General features: G+C 67.1%; 12 protein-coding genes, 2 rRNA genes and 1 riboswitch (1 of these 15 only partly in view). Of the genes, 3 read left to right on the forward strand and 11 right to left on the reverse strand.

What is annotated here, in order from left to right:
• Positions 1 to 81: 81 nt before the first annotated feature.
• Positions 82 to 708, reverse strand: a complete 627-nt coding sequence (locus QE438_RS14250) for a nicotinamidase (protein ID WP_306994767.1) — start codon at positions 706 to 708, stop codon at positions 82 to 84.
• 158 nt (positions 709 to 866) lie between these two features.
• Here QE438_RS14250 and QE438_RS14255 point away from each other — a divergent pair, with 158 nt between their 5' ends.
• On the forward strand, positions 867 to 1,565 hold the full coding sequence (locus QE438_RS14255; RefSeq protein ID WP_306994765.1) for an MgtC/SapB family protein: 699 nt from the start codon (positions 867 to 869) through the stop codon (positions 1,563 to 1,565).
• A 27-nt stretch (positions 1,566 to 1,592) separates the two neighbouring features.
• Here QE438_RS14255 and QE438_RS14260 read toward each other — a convergent pair whose 3' ends face one another.
• Entirely contained in the window at positions 1,593 to 2,336 is a 744-nt protein-coding gene (locus QE438_RS14260) for a sulfite exporter TauE/SafE family protein (RefSeq protein ID WP_306994763.1), read from the reverse strand.
• A gap of 85 nt (positions 2,337 to 2,421) precedes the next feature.
• On the opposite strand from QE438_RS14260, the gene QE438_RS14265 reads away from it, so the two are divergent.
• On the forward strand, positions 2,422 to 3,321 hold the full coding sequence (locus QE438_RS14265; RefSeq protein WP_306994761.1) for a LysR family transcriptional regulator: 900 nt from the start codon (positions 2,422 to 2,424) through the stop codon (positions 3,319 to 3,321).
• Positions 3,322 to 3,399: 78 nt separating this feature from the next.
• On the opposite strand, the gene QE438_RS14270 is transcribed toward QE438_RS14265, so the two are convergent.
• From QE438_RS14270 to QE438_RS14300, 7 genes are all read right to left on the reverse strand, one after another.
• A complete protein-coding gene (locus QE438_RS14270; RefSeq protein ID WP_165394669.1) occupies positions 3,400 to 4,287 on the reverse strand; it encodes a fructose bisphosphate aldolase in 888 nt (295 codons plus the stop codon).
• Between the two features lie 177 nt (positions 4,288 to 4,464).
• Positions 4,465 to 6,756, reverse strand: coding sequence for a 5-methyltetrahydropteroyltriglutamate--homocysteine S-methyltransferase (metE, locus tag QE438_RS14275; RefSeq protein ID WP_307184112.1), 2,292 nt, complete (start codon positions 6,754 to 6,756; stop codon positions 4,465 to 4,467).
• A 231-nt stretch (positions 6,757 to 6,987) separates the two neighbouring features.
• A riboswitch (cobalamin riboswitch) is annotated at positions 6,988 to 7,241 on the reverse strand.
• Between the two features lie 114 nt (positions 7,242 to 7,355).
• Positions 7,356 to 8,870 (reverse strand): histidine kinase famiy protein, encoded by a 1,515-nt coding sequence (locus QE438_RS14280; RefSeq protein ID WP_306996279.1) that lies wholly within the window; start codon positions 8,868 to 8,870, stop codon positions 7,356 to 7,358.
• A 156-nt stretch (positions 8,871 to 9,026) separates the two neighbouring features.
• On the reverse strand, positions 9,027 to 9,776 hold the full coding sequence (locus QE438_RS14285) for a response regulator transcription factor (protein ID WP_306994759.1): 750 nt from the start codon (positions 9,774 to 9,776) through the stop codon (positions 9,027 to 9,029).
• Between the two features lie 170 nt (positions 9,777 to 9,946).
• Positions 9,947 to 10,372: a hypothetical protein gene (locus QE438_RS14290; RefSeq protein WP_306994757.1), complete on the reverse strand. Its 426-nt coding sequence runs from the start codon at positions 10,370 to 10,372 to the stop codon at positions 9,947 to 9,949.
• 280 nt (positions 10,373 to 10,652) lie between these two features.
• Positions 10,653 to 11,207 carry a hypothetical protein gene (locus tag QE438_RS14295; protein ID WP_130531866.1) on the reverse strand — a complete coding sequence of 185 codons (555 nt, stop codon included), beginning with the start codon at positions 11,205 to 11,207 and terminating at the stop codon, positions 10,653 to 10,655.
• A 171-nt stretch (positions 11,208 to 11,378) separates the two neighbouring features.
• Positions 11,379 to 13,472 carry a catalase gene (locus tag QE438_RS14300; RefSeq protein WP_306996277.1) on the reverse strand — a complete coding sequence of 698 codons (2,094 nt, stop codon included), beginning with the start codon at positions 13,470 to 13,472 and terminating at the stop codon, positions 11,379 to 11,381.
• Positions 13,473 to 13,628: 156 nt separating this feature from the next.
• Here QE438_RS14300 and QE438_RS14305 point away from each other — a divergent pair, with 156 nt between their 5' ends.
• Positions 13,629 to 14,447 carry a YdcF family protein gene (locus QE438_RS14305; protein WP_306994753.1) on the forward strand — a complete coding sequence of 273 codons (819 nt, stop codon included), beginning with the start codon at positions 13,629 to 13,631 and terminating at the stop codon, positions 14,445 to 14,447.
• A gap of 757 nt (positions 14,448 to 15,204) precedes the next feature.
• Here the strand turns inward: QE438_RS14305 and rrf are convergent.
• Positions 15,205 to 15,319, reverse strand: a 5S ribosomal RNA gene (rrf, locus tag QE438_RS14310).
• Positions 15,320 to 15,465: 146 nt separating this feature from the next.
• Positions 15,466 to 17,752, reverse strand: a 23S ribosomal RNA gene (locus QE438_RS14315); it runs 582 nt beyond the window's last position.

Raw genomic sequence — 17,752 nt, forward strand, 5'->3', positions numbered from 1 at the left:
TAACGCAAAATACACGTTTTGGCCCCGGAGTTGTCAAACCCGGGAATCCCGCTCCCCGGCTTGGCGACTCGGATCACGCGTTCAGCGAATCGGGATCCCTGCCTCCTGCAACGCCGCGCGCGTCGGCGCGTCCCCCTCCGGCGTGACCGGGCGCGTCAGCTCCCACAGGAACGCCACCTCGAAGCCCTCGGCGCGCGCGTCCTGGGCGGTCCACAGCACGCAGACATCGCGCGCCAGCCCGCAGACGTGCACCTGCGCGATGCCGCGCTCGCGCAGCCAGCCGGCCAGGCCGGTGCTGGGACGAAGCCCATCCGGGCCGTGGTTCTCGCGGAACGCGCTGTAGGAATCGACCTGGGCATGGGTGCCCTTGCGCAGGATCAGGTCGGCCGGCGTCCAGTCCACGCGCGGATCCAGCGCCGCGCCCGGCGTGCCCTGCACGCAGTGCGGCGGCCACAGCGTCTGCGGCTGGCCGTGCAGCTCGATCACCTCGAACGGCGCACGCCCCGGATGCTGCGCGGCGAAGGAGGCATGCGCACCCGGATGCCAGTCCTGCGAGGCCACGACCGTGCCGTAGACGCGCGCGGCCAGCAGCTGCGCGATGCCCGGCACGATCGCATCGCCCTCGAAGCAGGCCAGCGCGCCGCCCGGCATGAAGTCCGGCTGCAGATCGACCACGATCAGCGCGGTATCGGAAGGCATGTTGGTCATCGAAGCGGCCAGCGGCGTGGGGAAGCCGCAGCCTAGCCACGCGCGCCAGCGGCCTCAAGCCGGCGCCGCCTTGAGCGCGCCTTGATCGCGATGGGACTAGGCTCAGCCGCGTTGCCCGTGCGTGCAGCGCACCGGCTGCCTGCAAGGAGACCGCACACATGCTCGACACCTGGGAGATCGCCCTGCGCCTGCTGCTGGCCGCGCTGCTGGGCGGCATCATCGGCGCCGACCGCGGCCGGCTGGAGTGGGCCGCCGGCCTGCGCACGCACATGCTGGTCTGCGTCGGCGCGGCCCTGGCCATCATCGTCTCGGCGTTCGGCTTCAACGACGTGCTGGGCAATCCGCATGTGGTGCTCGATCCCTCGCGCATCGCCGCCCAGGTGATCAGCGGCGTGGGCTTCCTCGGCGCCGGCACCATCCTGTTCCTGCAGCGCGAGCAGGTGATCCGCGGCCTTACCACCGCAGCCGGGCTGTGGGCGGTGGCCTCGATCGGGCTGGCCGCCGGCAGCGGCCTGTACGCGGCCGCGGTGCTGGCCACCGCGCTGCTGTGGATCATCCTGGCCGTGCTCAAGCCGCTGGAGCGCCGCTATCTGCGCCGCCGCCGCGCCTCGATGCCGGGCCTGAAGCTGGTGCTGTCGCGGCAGCACGCGCCGCTGGGGCAGATCCAGCAGCAGCTGGAGCGCAGCGGCCTGCCGGTACAGCGCATGGTGCTCAAGCCGCGCACGCCGCAGACCGATCTGCTCGACGTGCGCTGCGAATGCACCGTGCCGCAGGCGGCGCTGCTGCAGGCCCTGGAAGACCTGCGCGGGGTCCCCGGCGTCGAACAGGTCGACCTGCGCGGCAGCATCGGCCAGTAGCGCTCCGACCCCGCACGCGCCCGCGTTTCAACCGCGCCACGCAAGCTCCACCCCGAGCAGCAGCAGACAGATCAGGAAGCCGGTCCGGAACGCGGCCGGACGGATGCGCTGGCGCAGGCGCTGGCCCAGCCACATGCCCGCCAGGGCAGGCAGCACGGCGATCGACGACGGCAGCAGATGGCCGACCGAGAGCGCGCCATGCAGGGCCAGGCCGGCGGCCAGCGCGAGCGTGGAGACGGTGAAGGACAGGCCCAGCGCCTGCACCAGCGCATCGCGCTGCAGGCCCAGCGCCTGCAGGAAGGGCACCGCCGGGATCACGAACACGCCGGTCACCCCCGTCACCACGCCGGTGATGCCCCCGACCAGCGGCGCAAGCACGCGTTCCAGCGCGGGCGACACGCGGAACGGGCGGGACAGCAGGGTCACCAGGGCGTAGAGCACCAGCGCGATGCCAAGCAGGCGTGCCGTGCCTTGCGCCGCCCCGTCGGCCAGCCAGGCTGAGGCCAGCAGCGTGCCGGCGACCACCGCCAGCTGCATCGGCCACAGCCGTCGCAGCAGCGCACCCAGCTGCCCGCCACTGACCAGCTGCAGCACATTGGTCACCAGCGAAGGCAGCAGCAGCAAGGCGGCCGCCCAGGCCGGCGACATCAGCGCGCCCAGCACGCCCATGGCCACGGTCGGCAGGCCCATGCCGGTCACGCCTTTCACGCAGCCGGCCACGAAGAACGTGCCGAGCACGATCAGCCACCACACTTCCGTCGAGATCTGCATGCCGCCATGAAACGGCGTGGCGCGCGCGGGCACAATGCGGTCTGTCCGATGCCGACCTTCGGGCCAGCCGAAGGAGCCCTTGGCCTTGCGATTCGATCTGTCCGACCTGCGCCTGTTCCTGGCCGTGCTGGACGCCGGCAGCATCACCGCCGGCGCCGAGCGCGCGCACCTGTCGCTGGCCGCCGCCAGCGAGCGCCTGCGCGCGATGGAGGAATACGCCGGGGTCGTCCTGCTCGACCGCCTGCCCAAGGGCATCCGGCCCACCGCGGCGGGCGAGGCGGTGGCCCATCACGCGCGCTCGATCCTGCAGCAGTCGGCGCTGCTGCGGCACGCACTGGCCGATCACGCGCGCGGGACGCGCGGACGCGTGCGCCTGATGGTCAATACCGCGACCATGAGCGAGGCGCTTCCCGCCGCGCTGGCCTCCTGGCTGGCGGCCCATCCCCACATCGACGTGGAGCTACTGGAGCGCAGCAGCGAGGAGATCGCCAAGGCGCTGGAGGCCGGCGTGGTGGAGCTGGGCATCCTGTCGGAGGCCGCGGCCTCGCCAGGCCTGCAACGCCAGCACTTCGCGCGCGACACCCTGGTGGCACTGCTGCCGCCCGCGCATGCCGCCGCCAGTGCGCAGGCGCCGAGCCTGGCCGATCTGGCGGCCGAACCCTGGATCGGCCTGCCCGAACGCAGTGCCCTGCAGCGGCATCTGGACGCCCAGGCGGCGGCGCTGGGCCTGCGTCTGGCATATCGCGTGCGGCTGCGTACACTCGAGGCCATCGGCGCGATGGTTGCTGCCGGTGCAGGCGTGGCCGTGGTGCCGGCCGCCGCGCTGGCGCGGCTTGGGCCGTGTGTTCGCGGCGTTGCGCTGCACGAGCCCTGGGCGCAGCGACGCCTGTGCCTGTGCTGGGACGGCGCGCGCCCGCTGTCGCCGACCGCGCAGGCCCTGCGCAGTCACCTGGCCGACTGGGCCGACCGCGCCGCCGATCGTTGAAGCCCGCCTGCCGCGGCCCTTGAAACGCAACAGGCCCCGCCGAAGCGGGGCCTGCGTGAACCACACCGTCCGCGTCGATCAGGCGATCGAGGCGCGGTAGATCGACTCGATGGTGGCATCGAGCGTCTTGTTGAACTCCTCGTCGCTCTGCTGCGCGCTCAGGCCCTCGGTCAGCGCGCGGCTGAAGCTGGCGATGATGCCGGGGTTCCGGGCCAGCTTGGCGTTGGCCTCATCGCGGCTGTAGCCGCCGGACAGCGCCACCACCTTGAGCACGCTGGGGTGGTCGACCAGTTCCTTGAAGAAGCCATCGACGCTGGGCAGGGTCAGCTTGAGCACGACCGGCGTGGCCGCATCGACCTTGTCCAGGCGCTCGAGCAGGCCCTGCTTCAGCGTGGTCTCGATCTGCGCCTTGTCGGCGGCCTTGATGTCCACCTCCGGCTCGATGATCGGGACCAGGCCGGCGTCCAGCACCTGCTGGCCCAGCTCGAACTGCTGGTCCAGCACCGCCGCGATGCCGGCGGCGTTGTCGGCCTTGATGACCGAGCGCTCCTTGGTGCCGAACACGCCCTTGGCCTTGGCCTTGGCCAGCAGCTCGGCCAGGCCCGGGATGGGCTTGAGCAGCTGCACGCCGTTGGCCTCGTCCTCCAGGCCCTTGTCGATCTTCAGGAACGGCACGACCTGCTTGACGTTCCACAGGTAGTGCGCGGCCTCTTCGCCTGCGAAGCGGTCGTCCAGCGTGCGCTCGAACAGGATCGCCCCGACCACGCGCTCGCCGGTGAACGCCGGGCTGGTGACGATGCGCTCGCGCATCTGGTGGACCAGCGCGAACATCTCCGCATCGTTGGAATAGGCCGACTCGTCGACGCCGTAGAGCTTGAGCGCCTTGGGCGTGCTGCCGCCGCTCTGGTCCAGTGCGGCGATGAAGCCCTGGCCGGAAGCAATCTTGTCCCGCTGTTCCTGGTTGATCGACACGGTCGGCAAGTCCTATGAAAGATGGGGGAGCCAGAGTGTACGCAAGCCCCGCGTCGCTGGCAGCCGTGAAAACGTTATCGGCTTCATAACGGTTTCAGCCGGGGACACGCCGCGTGGTGTGCCGCGTGCGCCGAAATGCCGCGCCTGCAGCGCAGGCGCGGCACGCGCGCATCAGGCCGCCTGGGCCAGATCCGCGCGCAGGCGGCCTGCGGCTTCCACCATCTGCTCCAGCGCATGGCGCGTCTCGTCCCAGCCGCGGGTCTTCAGGCCGCAGTCCGGGTTGACCCACAGCTGCTGCGGGCTGAGCACCGCCCGCGCCTTGCGCAGCAGTTCCACCATTTCCTCCACCGAGGGCACGCGCGGGGAGTGGATGTCGTACACGCCCGGGCCGATGCCGTTGGGATAGCGGAACCGCACGAACGCATCGAGCAGCTCCATGCGCGAGCGCGAGGTCTCGATCGAGATCACATCCGCATCCATCGCCGCCACCGCATCGATGATGTCGTTGAACTCCGAATAGCACATGTGGGTGTGGATCTGGGTCGCGTCGCCCACGCCGCTGGCGCAGATACGGAAGGCCTCGATCGCCCAATTCAGGTAGTCCGACCACGCATCGCGGCGCAGCGGCAGGCCTTCGCGGATGGCCGGCTCGTCGATCTGGATGATGCCGATGCCGGCGGCCTCCAGGTCGTTGACCTCATCGCGCAGGGCCAGCGCGATCTGCCGGCAGGTCTCGCTGCGGGCCTGGTCGTCGCGCACGAACGACCACTGCAGCACCGTCACCGGGCCGGTCAGCATGCCCTTCATCGGCCGCTGGGTCAGCGACTGGGCGTAGCGCGACCAGCGCACGGTCATCGGCTTCGGGCGCACCACGTCGCCGAAGATGATCGGCGGCTTGACGCAGCGGCTGCCGTAGCTCTGCACCCAGCCCAGCTTGGTGAAGGCGAAGCCGTCCAGCTGCTCGCCGAAGTACTCGACCATGTCGTTGCGCTCGTACTCGCCGTGCACCAGCACGTCCAGGCCGATGCGTTCCTGGAAGCGCACGCAGCGCTCGGTCTCGGCCTCCAGGAAGGTCTCGTAGTCGGCGTCGGACAGCTTGCCCGCCTTGTGCTGGGCGCGCGCCTGACGCACCTGCTGGGTCTGCGGGAACGAGCCGATGGTGGTGGTCGGATACACCGGCAGCCCGAACGCCTGCTCCTGCAGCAGACGGCGCTGGGCGTAAGGCGAGGCGCGCCGGCTGTCGGCCTCGCTCAGCGTGGCCAGGCGCCGGGCCACCTCGGGCCGATGCACGCGCGCCGACTGGCGGCGCGATTCCAGGCGGGCGCGCTGCTGCGCCAGCGGGCCTTCCGCGCCTTCGCGTCCGTCCAGCGCGTCGGCCAGCACGCGCAGCTCGCCCAGCTTCTGCCGGGCGAAGGACAGCCAGGACTTGAGTTCGGCATCGAGCGCCTTCTCCTGCTCCAGGTCCACCGGCACATGCAGCAGCGCGCACGACGGCGCCAGCCACAGGTTGTCGGCGCCGACGTGCCCTTGCGCATAGCGCGCCAGCGTCAGCGCGTTGTCCAGGTGGGTGCGCCAGACATTGCGCCCGTTGACCAGGCCGGCCGAGAGCACGCGGCCCTTGGGCCAGGCCTGCAGCACCGCGTCGAGCTGTTCCGGCGCGCGCACCAGGTCCACGTGCAGACCCTCGACCTGCAGCCGCGCGACCAGGTCCAGGTTGTCGCCCAGTGCGCCGAAGTAGGTGGTCAGCAGCAGCCTGGAGCGCGGCGCCTGGGCCAGGAACGCATAGGCGCGGGCGAAAGCCGCCTTCGCCGCCTCGTCCAGGTCCAGCACCAGCGTGGGTTCGTCGATCTGCACCCAGGCCGCGCCGGCGGCATGCAGGCGTTCGAGCAGCTGCGCGTACACCGGCAGCAGGCGCTCGAGCAGTGCCAGCCGGTCGCTGCCATCGGTGGTCTTGGACAGCAGGAGGAAGCTCACCGGCCCCAGCAGCACCGGACGCGTGTCGAAGCCGGCGGCCCTGGCCTCCAGGAACTGCGCCACCGGCTTGTCGCCGCGCAGGGCGAACTGCTGGCCGGCATGCAGCTCGGGGACGATGTAGTGGTAGTTGGTGTCGAACCACTTGGTCATCTCCAGCGCGCGCAGGTCGATGCCGCCGGTCTGCACGCCGCGCGCCATGGCGAAGTAGCCGGCCAACGGGTCGACGTCGGCCAGGGCGCGATAACGCTGCGGGAGGGCGTCGAACAGGAACGCCGTGTCCAGCACATGGTCGTAGAGCGAGAAGTCGTTGCTGGGCAGGACGTCGGCGCCGGCCTGCCGCTGCAGCTGCCAGTGCTGTGCGCGCAGGGCCGCAGCGGTAGCCTGCAGCGTGTCGGCGCTGTCCTCGCCCTTCCAGTAGCGCTCCAGGGCGTGCTTGAGTTCACGGCGTGGTCCGATGCGCGGAAAGCCGAGGTTGGTGACGCTGGTCATTGAATGGATCCTCATTGCGTGTGGGCATTGAGGAACGAAGGAACCGCACGCCACGCCTTACAGCCCTGCGGCTGCAACGTGCCATGCCAGCGACCTTCGCCCCCGCGGGCGAACCGGCCCCGTGCGCGGAAACCTCCACACGCGCACGCCTGCGGCACCGGGCCTCGCGCCCGCCGCATCACGCGCCCGTGCCGCTCCCGCGAGCGGTGCCAGGTCGAAGCGGAAGACCGAGCAGGGTCCTCCGGCCGGGGCCGGTCTTCGGGCTCATGGACACGGCGCGGAACGGGTCCGCACCCCCTACTCCCTGCCGCTTCCCGGCCCGATGCCTTGCGGCGCGGACCAGTGCTGTTGGCAGGCTTCGTTTCCAATGACCGCTGCGGGGCAGCTCCGGAATGGACGCGCACGGGGCGCGCCTTCACCGGATTCCCGTTTAATCCATCGCTTCATGTGGATGAAGCGATGGAACCACGACGGACGCACCTTACGCGCCGTCTGGCGGGCGCGTCAAGGCGGCTCACGGATCGGTCGCGCCAACGAAAAGGCCCCTTTCGGGGCCTCGTCGTCTCGCAGCTGCTTGATGGCGCAGCCGCCGCCGCAGCTCAGCCCACGCCGGTCGGGCCGTCCAGCACCTGACGGACCAGCTTGAGCAGGTCGCGCTGGGTATAGGGCTTGTTGATCACGTCGAACTGCGCGCCTTCGGCGTCGCTGCGCGCCAGCGTGTTCTCGGCATAGCCGGTGGTGAGGATGACCTTGGTCGCCGGGCTGCGCCGCATGACCTCATGGGCCAGCACCACGCCATTCATGCCGCCCGGCATGATCAGGTCGGTGAACAGCAGATTGAACGGGTCGCTCGCCTTCAGCAGCTCCAGCGCCTGCGCCGCGTTGCTGGCGACCTCGGTCTGATAGCCGGCCGCTTCCAGGAACATCTGCGCCACCGCCGCGACCTCCTCACGGTCCTCCACGATCAGGATCCGTTCGCTGCCGCCGCGGCCGCTGGCCCGCGGTTCGGGCAGCTGCGGCTTGCCGCCTTCGCTGGGCTGGGCCGGGAAATACAGCCGGATCGTGCTGCCCCGATCCACCTCCGAATAGATGCGCACCGCGCCGCCGGACTGCTTGACGAAGCCGTACACCATGCTCATGCCCAGCCCGGTGCCCTTGCCTTCCTCCTTGGTGGTGAAGAACGGCTCCAGCACGCGCTGCTGGATGTCCAGCGGCATACCGCAGCCGGTGTCGGTCACGGCCACGCTGACATAGTGACCCGGCGCCAGATGATGGAAGTCGGGGCTGCTGAGATCGCTCTGGTCCACCTCCACGTTGGCCGTCTCGATGGTCACCTGCCGCTGCGGGCGATCCTCCATCGCGTCGCGCGCATTGAGCAGGATGTTCAGCAGCGCCACCTCGGCCTGGGTGCTGTCCAGCTTGGCGTTCCACAGCGAGGCGTCCAGGTGGGTGACCAGCTCGACATCGTCGCCCAGCGAGCGGTGCGCGAGGTCGATCATTCCCGACACCAGCGTGTTGAGGTTGGTGGTCCGGCCCTCCAGCCGCTGGCGACGCGCGAATGCGAGCAGCTGCTGGGTCAGCGTGGCGGCCTTCTTGGCGGCGGCCTGCGCACGCGCGATGCCGGCCTCGATGCGCGCCTGGTCCGGCTTCTCGGCGCTGTTGAGCATCCCCAGCAGCTCCAGGTGCCCGCTCATGACCTGGAGCAGATTGTTGAAGTCGTGCGCGATGCCGCCGGTCAGCTGGCCGACCGCTTCCATCTTCTGCGCCTGGCGCAGTGCGACCTCGGCGTCGCGGCGGCGGCTGACGTCCAGCTGCGAACCGAAGAAGAAGATCAGATTGCCCTGCTCGTCGAACACCGGCGAGGTGAACAAGGCGTTCCAGAACGAGGTGCCGTCCTTGCGGTAGTTCAGGATCTCCGCGGCGAACTCGCGGTTCTGCGCCACCGATTCGCGTATCGCCGCGACCGTGGCCCGGTCGGTGTCCTTGCCCTGCAGGAAACGGCAGTTACGCCCGACCAGCTCTTCGGCGCTGTAGCCGGTCATCTCGATGAAGGCGCGATTGGCGAAGATGATCGGGTTGTCGGGCTGGTGCGGGTCGGTGACGATCATCGGCATGCGGGTGGTTTCCACCGCCGCGAAGAAGATGTCCGACTTGTGACCCTTCAGGCGCAGGTCGTCGATCGCCGGGGACTTGAAGCCGGGTGCGGTTTCCTGGGGCAAGCGCAATCCTTGGTGAGTGGGAAGGGACCGACGCCGGGCCCAGGGGCCGTCTCAGGCCGCCACGGCGGCCGAATCGGTCTCGGCCTGCGTCGATGGCAGCGGCTGGTCCACTGGCGCCAGACGGAAGCCGAAGGTCAGGTGGGTGTGCAGCAGCGGGCTATCGAACGGCTTGTCGATGACCTTGCGCAGATTGTAGATGTGGCTGCGCAGCGTGTCCGAGTCCGGCAGGTCGCTGCCCCAGATCTCGCGCTCCAGCTGGGCCCGGGTGACGATCGCCGGCGAATGCCGCATCAGCACCGCCAGCAGCTGAAACTGGATCGGCGAGAGCGACAGCCGCTGGCCGGCGCGCTTGACCGTGTAGTTCTCCGTCTCCAGGGTCAGATCGCCGACCGTCAGCCGCGTGCCCGCCAGCTGACGGCGCTGGCGCTTGATCAGCGCGTTCAGGCGGGCCTGCAGTTCCGGCAGGGCATATGGCTTGACCAGGTAGTCGTCCGCGCCGGCCTCGATGCCGGTCACGCGATCCTCGACCCGCTCGCGGCCCGACAGGAAGATGATCGGCGTGCTGCGCTTGACCTCGCGGCGGAACGCACGGCAGACATCCAGCCCGTCCATGCGCGGCATCTTGCCGTCTAGCAGGATCACGTCGTAGTGCTGCTCGCTGGCCAGGCGCAGGCCTTCGAGTCCGTCGTGGGCGTAGTCGACGTCGTAGCCGATCGATTCGAGATATTCACCGGTCGCCGTGGCAATCGTGTAGTCGTCATCGACCAGCAGCAGGGTGTGCCGTTGTTGGAAGGCGCGCATAGGGGCAGGTCCTGGAAGTGTGCCGATACCATCGCTGCGCCCCCGCCCATGCCGGGTGAAGGCGAGACCACTTACTGCTGCTTGAACGCATCGCGTTTTCTCTTCGCTCAGCGATGTGGCGTTGAGGTCAGGACGTCTTCGCGCGGTGCTGACGCTTCGCGTGTGGGCAGCTACATCTCTTGTGGCGCGCAGGTGGCGAGTAGATGTTGTCTGCTTTCGCTCAGCAGCACCTCGGAGTGCTTGCGCAGCTGGCGCGCCTGTTGCCCGGCATCGACCAGATTGGCGCGCAGTTCCAGCTCGTCGGCCGCCGTTTCCAGGTGGTCACGCGCGGTGACCGAACGCGCCCGCTGCTCGTCGATGCTATGGGTGCCCTGGAGCACCCGCATCCGCAGTGCGGCAATCGCGCGCTCGGCATCGAGTTCGAACAGCGCCAGCCTGCGCGCCTGTTCGAGCAGGCGCCCGTCCTGGTCCCGCGCACCGACACGGCGACGCAGTCGCTCGAGCACGCAGCTGCATTGGGCCGCCGCCATCCACAGCCGATGCGCTTCCTCGTCCGCCCTGGCCTGCGCCGCACTGCGCAGCCGACGCGCGGTCAAGGCTTCGCGCTTGGCGTGCCTGAGCTTGGCGCGCTCGAAGACGCGCGAGACTGGCCACATCAATGCTTCCCCTGTCCGCTTCGCAGAGACGTCATGCGCGGGACGAGGCGCGGATGGGACAGCACGACGCCAGCGAGGCGGATGTGCATCCGCCGGACCTGCGGTCGACAACCGAAGGCGCACACGAGGCCTCTCTCGCACTCGTGCACAAGGATCGGTGTACCGCCAGCAACAGGGCCCAACGCCGCGATGTGTGACAAGACGATAAGCAGCCGCGCGCTCAACCGGTCGGCTGGGCGATCGCCGCGACCCGTGCGTCCGGGCGCAGTTCGGCACGTGCCTTGGCCGCGGCGTCGGCCAGCACCAGCAACGCATTGGCATAGTCGGCCGCGGCGTAGGTCACGGTGTCGCGCGTGACTGCGGCGCCGCCCTGCAGCATCGCCACCTGGTCGGTCATCACCGCGATCTGCGCCAGCTCGTCGGCGTGGCCGATCACCTTGGACAGCGCCAGCACCTCCGCCCGCTGGCCGCTGATCGAATCCCAGTCCAGCGCGTCCACCAACGAAGCGGGCGGATCCAGCGTGCGCCACTGCAGCGCGTAGCGCACATCGCCCCAGTGGCCCAGGCGCAGCGAGGTGGCCAGCACGCGCAGGTCAGCCGCCCACTGGTCCAGATCCACGGCCAGCTGCTGGCGCTCCGGTTCCCAGTCGGCGTCGTGCAGTGCGCGCTTGCGGCCGCCGAACAAGGGCTGGACCAGCAGGACGAGGACGGCGGCAAGAAGCGCGGCGAGCAGGATGGCGACGAGAACGTCGGATTGCACTGCGAGGTCGGCCATGGTGGTCGGATGGAGAGAATGCGTGGCTCAGATTTACTGAGCCGCACGTGATGGCCGCGCAGTGAATCGCTGAACAGGTCACGACATCCGGGTGCGCTTCGCATCGCCTGAAACGACAAGGGCACGCCGGCAGAAGCCGGCGTGCCCGTCGGGCCATGCTTGGCGAAAACTTTAGGCCAGCATGCGCAGCTTCGGCTCACGCGCCCATTGCCGCGTCTTGGCCGCGGCGATAAAGCCCTTGGTGTCGGCCGCATCGACGATACCCGCGTCCTTGCCGACGTTGCCGGCTTTTAGCAGCGGCGCGGCGCCCGCATCGCTGGCGATGGCCTTCAGATGCGCCCAGGCGTTGCTGACGAAATCGATCGCCGCCGAATCCTTGGCCAGCGCCTTGCCGGCGTCGGCCGACAGCACCACCGCGACCGCATCGAACACGAACGACGGCGTGCCCGCCAGCTGACCATCGGCGCTGACCTTCCGGCCGTCCGACAGCGCCACGCCCAGCTTGGGCGCCACCAGCTTGACCGTCGCGCCCGCGTCCTTGGCCGCCTTCTGCAATGCCTTGACGGTGCCCACGTCCGAGCCGTCATGCACCAGGATGCCGACCGTGCGGCCCTTGAGCGTGTCCTTCATCTTGCCGATCAGCTGCAGCGCCGGCGAGAGCGGCATGTCGATCGGTTCGACCTTGGCCTGCGCCGGCGGCGGCAGCGTATCCAGGCCCAGGCCATTGGCCACGCGCTGGGCCAGGTCGGCATCGACGTGGCGCAGATGACCGATCACGGCTTCACGCACATGCGCCGTCTCGACCTTGGACAGTTCGAACACCAGCGCCGACGCCAGATGCGCCTGCTCGGGCTTGGTCTGGCTGCGGTAGAACAGCCGCGCCTGGCTGTAGTGGTCGGCGAAGCTTTCCGGCCGCACGCGGCCCTTGGCGCCATCATCGACCATCGCGTGGCTGCGGAAGCCGGCCGGCGTCTCGCGCGGGCTGTCTTCCTGCAGCGAGGACGGCTCATAGGCCACGCGCCCCTTCGGCACGCCCATCTGCATGTGGCCGTCGCGCTGGTTGTTGTGGAACGGGCACTTGGGCGCGTTGATCGGCAGCTGATGGAAGTTGGGCGAGCCCAGCCGCGAGAGCTGCGTGTCCAGGTACGAGAACAGCCGTCCCTGCAGCAGCGGATCGTTGGAGAAGTCGATGCCGGGCACGATGTTGGCCGGGCAGTAGGCCACCTGCTCGGTCTCGGCGAAGAAGTTGTCCGGCCAGCGGTCCAGCACCATGCGCCCGATGATCTGCAGCGGGATGGTCTCCTCCGGGATCAGCTTGGTCGGGTCCAGGTGATCGAACGGGAACTGCGCCGCCTGTTCCTCGGTGAACAGCTGCACGCCCAGCTCCCATTCCGGGAAGTCGCCGCTGCTGATCGCCTCGAACATGTCGCGGCGCTGGAAGTCAGGATCCGCGCCGGCCACCTTGACCGCCTCGTCCCAGACGTGCGACTGCAGGCCCAGCTTGGGCCGCCAGTGGAACTTCACGAAGGTGCTGTTGCCCTGCGCGTCCAGCAGACGGAAGCTGTGGATGCCGAAGCCTTCGATCATGCGCAGCGAACGCGGGATGGCGCGGTCGCTCATCGCCCACATGATCATGTGCATCGACTCGGGCGTGAGCGAGATGAAGTCCCAGAAGGTGTCGTGCGCGCTGGCCGCCTGCGGGAAGCCGCGGTCCGGCTCCATCTTCACCGAGTGGATCAGATCGGGGAACTTGATCGCGTCCTGGATGAAGAACACCGGGATGTTGTTACCCACCAGATCCCAGTTGCCCTCCTTGGTATAGAACTTGACCGCGAAGCCGCGCACGTCGCGCGGCGTATCCACCGAGCCCGCGCCGCCGGCCACGGTCGAAAAGCGCGTGAACACCGGCGTCTTCACCCCGGTCTCGGTCAGGAGCTTGGCGGTGGTGTACTTGGACAGCGACTTGGTCAGCTCGAAATAGCCGTGCGCCGCGGTCCCGCGGGCATGCACGATGCGCTCGGGGATGCGCTCATGGTCGAAGTGGGTGATCTTCTCGCGCAGGATGAAATCTTCGAGCAACGTCGGTCCGCGCGGGCCGGCCTTGAGCGAGTTCTGGTTGTCGCTGACCGGGATGCCCTGGTTGGTGGTCAGTGCGGGATGCGTGCCGCCGGCCTGCTGGTGGAGCTCGTCGCCTTCGCCGCGTGTGACGGCGCCTTGGTCGGCGGGCGGGTTGGCGGGCTTGGGGATGGGTTTGCGTGCGGCCATGGCGTGCTGCTCCAGGTGGCGGGCGAAGGGACTCACGATCCTGGTCGCGAAGACGTCAACTGTTTGTGGATTGCCGCTCGCATCGCCTTCACGCGATGCTCCCAAGGTGCCGCCGCGATCTGCGACCATGCACGCATCGCCCCAGGGACCTGCGTGATGTCGCTGCTGTTTCTTGCCTTCGGCGTCCTGCTGACGGCGCTGCTCTTTCGGCTGCGTCGCCCGCGCATCGCGCGTGCTGTCGGCGTGGCCTGGTTCCTGGTGTTCTGGCTGCTGGGCAATGGCGTACTGGCCGGCTGGATCGTCGACGCTACCCAGGCCGGCCAACGCGCGCCGGCACGCGTGGACTGGCAGCCGGACGCGGTGATCATCGTGCTGGGCATGGGCATGCAGCGGCTGCCGCACGAAGGCGGCATCGAACCGCAGTCACTGGCCTACAGCCGCATCCTGCGCGCGGTGCAGCTGTTCGACGCATGCAAGGCCGCCACGCAGGGCTGCAAGGTGCTGGTGTCCGGCGGCGACCCGGCCGGCCTCGGCAACAGCGAAGCCGAGCTCTATGCGTCGCTCATCGAAGAGGCCGGCGTGCCGGCCGAGGACGTATTGAAGGAGGAAGCCTCGCGCAACACCTTCGAGAACGCCAAGTTCACCGCCCGCCTGCTCTCGAGCAGGGCGCATGGACCGCTGGTCCTGGTCACTTCGGGCCTGCACATGCGCCGCAGCCTGCTGTACTTCCGCCATTTCGGCCTGCAGCCCACCCCGGCGCGCAGCGACTACACCGCGCCGTTCGCCTCCTGGCTGCCCAACAGCTACAACCTGCTGATCAGCGACCTGGCCGCCGTCGAGTGGCTCGGCATCGCCCGCTACCACTGGTACAACTGGCTCGGCCGCAACGACCCTCCCGTCAGACCCACGCCGGACGCCGTGCCTTCGCATCCGCGCCTGCGCGATCGGCCGGTGACGCTCCCTCCCGCCCACTAGTGCCCACTGGCCCGACACCCAGCGATTAGCGGCCAGCCGCGACCCTGGCCAGGCCTGGCGAGCAGACACCGCCGGCGGACATGGACCGCCACAGCACTGAGCGCCACGAAGTAAGCCCGCTTTAGCAGCGCCCGACCGCTCCGCAGAGTCGTGCGGTGACATCCGACAAGCAAGGCAGCTCAGCCGGCTACGTCCCTCCTCACGCTCGTTCGCCGCGCCTTGGCATCAGCGCGGCGTCGGGCGCAGGGCGAAGGGCGGCGCGGTCCATTGCAGGCGAGCTCCATCGGGCACCCGTCATCGGATGCAGCGCCCCCCGCATCGGCGGCCCGATCTGCTGCACCGCTTATCGAGCACCTGGCGCACGCAACAACGTCTGCGGCTGGCGGCGAAAACTGGCGCCGTTTCAAGGATGATCAATGCTGTTGGCAGCATCTTAGGTGCGATGGCCACCCGCGCATTCCATTGCTTTGCCCCGCAGATACTGGGCTTCGGAGGTGCAGATCAGCCAGCCCACCGCAGGCCCGCGGGCTCTATGCATCGGCATACGCGGCCGTGCCTGGCTCACGGTGTGCGGCCCTGTGCAGCACGTGGCCGTGCCGGCACTCCGCTTCCAGCCATCCGCACATTTCCGGTGCCTCGGCGCCTCGTCGCCTTGCCGCGCCGCTCGATCGCCCGACGCCGCGCAGGGGCTTTGCTTTTCCCATGCGCAAAAGAAGACCCCCTCAGATCGTGAGATCTGAGGGGGTCTGGGGTAAGGCCCTGGCGATGACCTACTCTTGCATGGCTTAAGCCACACTACCATCGGCGCAGCTGCGTTTCACTTCCGAGTTCGGGATGGGATCGGGTGGGACCACAGCGCTAATTTCACCAGGGAGACCGTTGGAGCGTCGCCATCCGATACAGCTGGATCAGGCGCTCAGTCTCGCGTAGTTACTTGTGATGTAGAGAGCGATTAGTGAGCATCGACGTGCGTCGAGGCTAAGGTGGTCTTCGCTAGGGCGAAGCCACTTGAGGTTATATGGTCAAGCCACACGGATCATTAGTATCAGTTAGCTCAACGCCTTACAGCGCTTACACACCTGACCTATCAACCACCTAGTCTTGATGGTTCCTTTAGGGGACTTGTGTCCCGGGAGATCTCATCTTGAGGCGCGCTTCCCGCTTAGATGCTTTCAGCGGTTATCGCTTCCGAACATAGCTACCCGGCAGTGCCACTGGCGTGACAACCGGAACACCAGAGGTTCGTCCACTCCGGTCCTCTCGTACTAGGAGCAGCCCCTCTCAAATCTCCAACGCCCATGGCAGATAGGGACCGAACTGTCTCACGACGTTCTGAACCCAGCTCGCGTACCACTTTAAATGGCGAACAGCCATACCCTTGGGACCGACTACAGCCCCAGGATGTGATGAGCCGACATCGAGGTGCCAAACACCGCCGTCGATATGAACTCTTGGGCGGTATCAGCCTGTTATCCCCGGAGTACCTTTTATCCGTTGAGCGATGGCCCTTCCATACAGAACCACCGGATCACTAAGACCTACTTTCGTACCTGCTTGATCCGTCGATCTTGCAGTCAAGCACGCTTATGCCTTTGCACACAGTGCGCGATGTCCGACCGCGCTGAGCGTACCTTCGTGCTCCTCCGTTACTCTTTGGGAGGAGACCGCCCCAGTCAAACTACCCACCATACATGGTCCCCGATCCGGATAACGGACCTAGGTTAGAACGTCAAGCACATCAGGGTGGTATTTCAAGGTTGGCTCCACTGCAGCTAGCGCCACAGTTTCATAGCCTCCCACCTATCCTACACAGACGAACTCAACGTTCAATGTAAAGCTATAGTAAAGGTTCACGGGGTCTTTCCGTCTTGCCACGGGAACGCTGCATCTTCACAGCGATTTCAATTTCACTGAGTCTCGGGTGGAGACAGCGCCGCTGTCGTTACGCCATTCGTGCAGGTCGGAACTTACCCGACAAGGAATTTCGCTACCTTAGGACCGTTATAGTTACGGCCGCCGTTTACTGGGGCTTCGATCAAGAGCTTCGCCTTGCGGCTGACCCCATCAATTAACCTTCCAGCACCGGGCAGGCGTCACACCCTATACGTCCACTTTCGTGTTTGCAGAGTGCTGTGTTTTTGATAAACAGTCGCAGCGGCCTGGTCACTTCGGCCTCCCCCAGCTATTCACCAGAAGAGGCGCACCTTCTCCCGAAGTTACGGTGCTATTTTGCCTAGTTCCTTCACCCGAGTTCTCTCAAGCGCCTGAGAATTCTCATCCTACCCACCTGTGTCGGTTTACGGTACGGTCTGCGTAAGCTGAAGCTTAGGAGCTTTTCCTGGAAGCGTGATATCAGCAGCTTCGCCCTAAAGGGCTGGTCCTTCGTCTCAACGTTGCTCCCCCGGATTTGCCAAAGGGAACCGCCTCAACGCTCTCACCAGGACAACCAACGCCTGGCCTGCCTAACCTTCTCCGTCCCTCCATCGCACTTACGCGAGGTGCAGGAATATTAACCTGCTTCCCATCGACTACGGCTTTCGCCCTCGCCTTAGGGACCGACTAACCCTGCGTCGATTAACGTTGCGCAAGGAAACCTTGGGCTTTCGGCGTGCGGGCTTTTCACCCGCATTATCGTTACTCATGTCAGCATTCGCACTTCCGATACCTCCAGCGGACTTCTCAATCCACCTTCGCAGGCTTACGGAACGCTCCTCTACCGCGCATCGCTTATCGCGATGCACCCCAAGCTTCGGTTTCGTGCTTAGCCCCGTTAAATCTTCCGCGCAGACCGACTCGACCAGTGAGCTATTACGCTTTCTTTAAAGGGTGGCTGCTTCTAAGCCAACCTCCTGGCTGTCTGTGCCTTTCCACATCGTTTTCCACTTAGCACGAAATTTGGGACCTTAGCTGTGGGTCTGGGTTGTTTCCCTTTTCACGACGGACGTTAGCACCCGCCGTGTGTCTCCCATACAGTCCGTCTTGGTATTCGGAGTTTGCAATGGTTTGCTAATCCGCGATGGACCGCTAGCCATAACAGTGCTCTACCCCCAAGAGGATACATATGAGGCGCTACCTAAATAGCTTTCGAGGAGAACCAGCTATCTCCGGGTTCGATTAGCTTTTCACTCCTAATCACAGCTCATCCCCGTCTTTTGCAACAGACGTGGGTTCGGGCCTCCAGTACCTGTTACGGCACCTTCACCCTGGCCATGACTAGATCACCCGGTTTCGGGTCTACTGCCCGCGACTATGCGCCCTTATCAGACTCGGTTTCCCTTCGCCTCCCCTACACGGTTAAGCTTGCC

The organism is Pseudoxanthomonas sp. SORGH_AS_0997 (genome assembly GCF_031453535.1).
Taxonomy (GTDB): Bacteria; Pseudomonadota; Gammaproteobacteria; order Xanthomonadales; family Xanthomonadaceae; genus Pseudoxanthomonas_A; species Pseudoxanthomonas_A winnipegensis.